The 5,525-nt window shown below is 35.7% G+C and carries 4 protein-coding genes; 1 reads left to right on the top strand and 3 read right to left on the bottom strand.

Going from position 1 to position 5,525, the window contains the following annotated elements:
* The first annotated feature begins 122 nt into the window (after positions 1–122).
* Complete coding sequence (locus tag KS419_RS21820; RefSeq protein ID WP_217065727.1) at positions 123–1,235, top strand: IS110 family RNA-guided transposase; 1,113 nt, start codon at positions 123–125, stop codon at positions 1,233–1,235.
* Positions 1,236–1,871: 636 nt separating this feature from the next.
* Here KS419_RS21820 and KS419_RS21815 read toward each other — a convergent pair.
* The 3 genes from KS419_RS21815 to KS419_RS21805 all read right to left on the bottom strand — a co-directional run bounded on the left by KS419_RS21815 (position 1,872) and on the right by KS419_RS21805 (position 4,685).
* Complete coding sequence (locus KS419_RS21815; RefSeq protein WP_217068912.1) at positions 1,872–2,777, bottom strand: hypothetical protein; 906 nt, start codon at positions 2,775–2,777, stop codon at positions 1,872–1,874.
* A 32-nt stretch (positions 2,778–2,809) separates the two neighbouring features.
* Positions 2,810–3,958 (bottom strand): M20 family metallopeptidase, encoded by a 1,149-nt coding sequence (locus tag KS419_RS21810; protein WP_217068911.1) that lies wholly within the window; start codon positions 3,956–3,958, stop codon positions 2,810–2,812.
* 163 nt (positions 3,959–4,121) lie between these two features.
* On the bottom strand, positions 4,122–4,685 hold the full coding sequence (locus KS419_RS21805) for a class I SAM-dependent methyltransferase (protein WP_217068910.1): 564 nt from the start codon (positions 4,683–4,685) through the stop codon (positions 4,122–4,124).
* Between the last annotated feature and the right edge of the window lie 840 nt (positions 4,686–5,525).

The following is a 5,525-nucleotide window of genomic DNA, read 5'->3' as shown; positions in this document are numbered from 1 at the left end:
GAGTTATCATGAACGAAACTAGCTCCTCACTCGTAAATTCGTAGATTAATTTGGTAAGAATGTTTATTAAGAAAAAAAACAAAAACCAAATCAGTGCTACATTACGGAAGGAGCTAGTTATTATGAAGGATACCATTAAATATGTAGGTTTAGACGTATCAAAAGAAAAAATTGCAGTAGCTATTGCAGAAGAGGGTCGTGAAGTGCCTAGATACTACGGAATGATTCCTCATACACCAGAAGCAATAAAGAAATTAGTAAAAAAGCTTGGCGATGTTAAAACTTTACGAGTGTGTTATGAAGCTGGCCCAACGGGCTACCCACTGTATAGACAGTTGCTCTCTTTAGAAGTTCATTGTGATGTGATAGCTCCTTCATTAATACCTAAAAGACCAGGTGAACGTATTAAAACAGATCGTAGGGATTCTATCCGACTTGCTCAGTTGTATCGAGCAGGAGAATTAACTCCAATTTATGTCCCTACTCCAGAAGATGAGGCATTACGTGATTTAGTTAGAGCTCGTGAAGATGCAAAAGAAGACGAACTTAGAACCAAGCACCGCTTAACAAAATTTTTATTACGTAACAATATCAAACCACCAGCAGGGGTTAAGAAGTGGACCAAAAAGTATCGTGAATGGCTCAATGTTATGAAATTTGAGAGTTCAGCTTTACGAATAGTTTTTCAAGAGTATTATCATCAATTACATGAGTTAGAACAACGGATTAAGAGATATGATGAAGAAATTAAATTACAAGCTACCGAAGGTGTGCATGCCCCAATGATTCAAGCCTTGCAAAGTTTAAGAGGTGTCGCACTTATAACAGCGACAAGTCTTGTAGCTGAAATTGGTTCTTTCAAGCGGTTCTCAACGCCAAGGCACTTGATGTCCTATGTGGGATTAATTCCAAGTGAACATTCTAGTGGTGAGAGAAGGATACAGGGAGAAATTACGAAAACAGGAAATCGCCATGTTCGACGGTTATTAATCGAGTCTGCCTGGAGTTATCGCTATCAACCTGCTGTCAAAGGAGAATTAAAGAAGCGACTAAATGGATTATCTCCAACCATTCAAGGAATCTCTTGGAAAGCACAAAATCGACTTCACAAAAAATATTTTCGATTACTATCCAAAGGAAAAGAAAGTGGCAAAGCAATAACGGCCGTAGCTAGGGAGTTAGCAGGTTTTGTTTGGGCAATTACACAAGAGTTAGATGATATTCCAAGGGTTTGATATTACTAACGTTTAACCGAATATATATTGATTTTAAAATAGATAGATGAGAATAGGGCTCGAAGGCAAAGAGTAAAACCGGAAAGGAAGATCCACGTGCCTCCTCTGTGCTATACCTTGAGTGGTTAGGTTAACGCACGTCTCGAGTTAGTGGAAAAGTCCTTTATACGGAAAGAAATTATGTGAAAACCCACGAATATCAGGATGCTAACCGCAGTAGAGTTTTTGCCTTCGTGCCGTGTTCTTAACATCTATTCAAATAAATATTAAGGAGGCATGATGTATAATCCCCCCTTTAGCTTATTCTAGTGTCTCACACTTAGAATGGCAGTCAAGGAGAGCACTTGACAACCATTCTAAGTGTGAGGTTGAAGTACTAAGCTAAAGAAGCGAAAAAATAAATGGGCACACACAATAAAGTGAAAGGAGCCAAAAACAGCTCCTCTTCTTAAAAGTACCCCAAAATAGTCTCGCTACTAATTTAGATGGGGGGCCTTGACAGTTTCGTTCATATCAGGAGGCTCACCAGCCGCCCGCGGAAAGCGAAGTATATTTCCGTAGCTAATGATTGCAGCATTTATCAGTTCGCTCGGATTTTTCATTGATTAAAACACTTTTGTCCCAGCCTCTCGGATACTATATCAAGTCGTTATAAGAACTCGTATAGATTAAACAGAATGATGTACCTGGAAGCAGATTTGTGTCCTGAAACGTTAACCCTAAGGGCACTAACTTGGATCTCCTTAGGCGGCTAGTAAATTGTTGAAGTTTATCTTTCTGTCGCTTTATATATTCGTACGGCTCCTTGTATATAGCAACGTACAAGTCCCCTATTGTACAATCCGCAATGCGCGCCATTGTAAATAAAGCCGCTAGTTCTTTTGAAGTTAAAGATAGTTGTTCACCCATAATGTAATATTCTTCCTTAACCTGATCAAGGTACAAATCAAAGTTTTCAGGAATATAATTCATTCGAAAATTTATTTCTGTCACCCTATTCGTTAGTGGCAGTTCTATGTAATCGTCAGATGTAAAAGCAATGTTATAATCTATCCTATCATCTGGTGAATCCTCTAAATCTGATACATCATAGCTCTGCGATAATTTCAAATCTTCGAGCATATGTAATGCAGTAGGATCCTTTGATTTATGAATTGACTCATAAAACTCCTGTGCTTCTCTTGTCCTTATCACATCGTCAAAATATTTTAGGAGATAACATTTTGAGCGGTCTTTTATAAAGGGCTCAACCTTTTCCCCTTGGATTAACAGTTTAAATTCTTTCAATGCTTCCTGACGACGTTGCAATAATAACAGCAATACGGCTTTCCGGTATTTTAAAATGGGTGTTAATGTTACTTCTCCCTCAAAGGCTTGAATCCTGTTATAAGCGAGGTCTTTCAAATGATACATCGTCTTCTCATCATATATTTGTTTATCCATTAAATTATAAATCTTTTCTAATTTATCCAGATCCCCAGTTTTTTTATATTCGGTCATCAAATTCCTATAAGTATTTTCAAAAGAGTTTATTTTATTCAAAAGCGTCACCTTCCCTCTGTACCTTATTATCTTTAAGACGCACTATCTTTTGATAAAACTTGAATAATCCTCGCCAATAATAAAGTTCGCTCCACCAGGGAATTAATCTCTAGATATTCTTTATCACTATGAGCATTTCCCCCAATTGGTCCTAAACCATCAATTGTGGGAACACCTTGAGCCGATGTAAACGCACCGTCCGAACCTCCACCAGTTGATACATCATCCACTATAATCCCTAACTCTTCTCCTATTTCTTTAACTAATGACACAAGGCATTTTGCTTTTTCGTTCTTTACCATTGGAGGCCGTGTAATTCCACCTTTAAGTTCTAATTTTGTCCCTTCGACGTCCGGGTGTGAACATATTTCCTTTATTTCCTGTGATACTTCTTCAGCTTGTTTCATCGTTTTTACACGCATCTCTATTTGAGCTTCCGCATGGGGGGCAATCGTATTTAAGGATGTTCCACCTTTAATTAAGCCGACATTAACATTAATCCCTTCTTCATAGTCTGTTAACTGATGAAGTTTGGTGATTTTATGAGCTAATTCTTCAATTGCACTGATACCTTTTTCCGGTTCTATTCCTGAATGGGCACCCTTGCCAGTAATTTTCAACATAAAACGTCCTCCCCCTTTCCTGCTGGAAACTAATTTCCCGTTTGCACGTGAAGGTTCCATAATTAACGCGTACTGCTTCCCTTCTGCTAAACGTTCGATTAATTTTCTGGAGGATGGGGATCCAATTTCTTCATCACTGTTAAAAACTATTAATATATTCTGCAAACAATTTTCATCCACTTTAGTTAATGCCTTGATCGCGTATAGAAGAGAGACGTGACTCCCTTTCATATCAATAACCCCAGGACCATATGCCCGCTTTCCATCATGGGAAAACGGTCTTTTTTTAGTAGTTCCTTTTGGAAAGACAGTATCCATATGTGCAACAATAATAATTTTAGGTTCATCATTACAATTTATATGCTTAAGGACAAGGTGATTTCCGTACCTCTCTTCATTTTGCACATCAACTGTAAAACCAAGTTGATTATACATTTTCTTCAAAAAACTCCCAACTTGATCTACACCTTGTTTATCATAAGTACCGCTTTCCATATTTACAAGATCTCCTAATAACTGAAGCATTTCTTCTTTTTTATTATTTATATATGATTTCATTAGTTTCAACCCTTGTCTATATATGTCTACCTTTATTTTAGCGAATTTCAGAGGTTTAGACAAAAGCAATCTTTGTATTTTCATCTTTTTATAACTTTTTGGTGTTTTGAGCTAAAAAAAGCAATTTAGATCAGTGTCATCTGATCTAAATTGCTTCCGAAAACTATTTTATTGCTTCATATACCCTCATCGGAGGGATATTTCTAAATTGATACTCATCATTTACTGTCTGAAATTCTTCTGCTAAATGATCTTTTAAATGGCGGTCCTTCTGGAAGAAAGTTTGATAGGGCAGAAACTTACCTCCTTCTTTTAATACCTCATTAGTTTTCTGAACAATATTTTTTCTTACCTCGTTAGGCATTAAAGAGAAGGGAATACCAGATATGACATAATCAACTTTTGAGAAGCCATGTTCCTTAATATATCCATCCACATCCACGGCACTTCCATGGTGAACCTTCAACCTGGGATCATTAAAATTAGCATTTAGGTATTTCACAAAATTCTCATTTAGTTCAATGGCGATTATAACGGAATCATCTGTAATCCGTTCTAGTAAATACTCGGTAAAAACTCCAGTGGCAGGTCCATATTCAACGATGACAGCCTTTTTATTTAAGTCCATTTTTTCACAAACTTTTTTTACTCCACTTCTTGATGTTGGTGTGATTGACGCTATATTTTTATCTTTTACAAAATTTTTAATATACTCTACAGTACTCATTTCAATTCTCCTCCCAAAATTTTAAAGTGTTAGTAATTTTGCTTCGGTGATAGCAGAAAAAATAAAATAGTATCATATTTGTACAAAAACACGATTAAAATGAGATATTCATAGGTCTTTACATATTGGAACCCTTCCATTCACAAAAATTCAATTACAGCTTATTTTCTTTATCTGTGTAATTTTAAAGTAATGGAGATATTTTTCCCAACATTTGATTCATTCATTCATGTTTGAATTATAGATGTACTACAAACTAAACTATATAGCAGTATCTTTATTAATGATGTTAATTTCTAATGTTGTTAATTTCTAATGTTGTTAATGTTGTTAATTCCTATAAGTTTACTCGTAATTGTGGCAATAGAATACCTATGTGAAAATTTCATTTGAAGAGCTTCTTATTCACTTGTGAAAATTATATCATTTTAAGCCAAATTTTACTAATATTTATGTTTTTTCTAACATTGCTATATCTGTTGTACTATATTAGCGTTAATTTCATATTAAAAACAATTATATTGTAATACTATGCAATATCAAAGAATAGGTGTACATGAATGATCAATCGTACCTTAATTTCCATAATGTAAGGAACGATGACCAAAAAAACTATGCTATTTGTCCGTTAACTTGTCTGTTGAAATTTACATCTTTTATATTTCATATGGGATTCAGTTTACAGGATATATTAGTTCAAGTATGTAGTTCATTTTAGATGGTTTAAACTTGTTTATGCACCTGTTTGCTCACGGTTGAACCTGGGGGTTTTGAACCTGGTTCAACGGAACCTGGTTCATTTAACCCTGGTTCAGGCTCTCCCATTCTCGCCCATGCTCA

Origin of the sequence: Evansella tamaricis (genome assembly GCF_019042215.1) — a bacterium.
GTDB classification, from domain to species: domain Bacteria; phylum Bacillota; class Bacilli; order Bacillales; family Salisediminibacteriaceae; genus Evansella; species Evansella tamaricis.
This window is presented reverse-complemented; position numbering and strand designations above follow the sequence as displayed.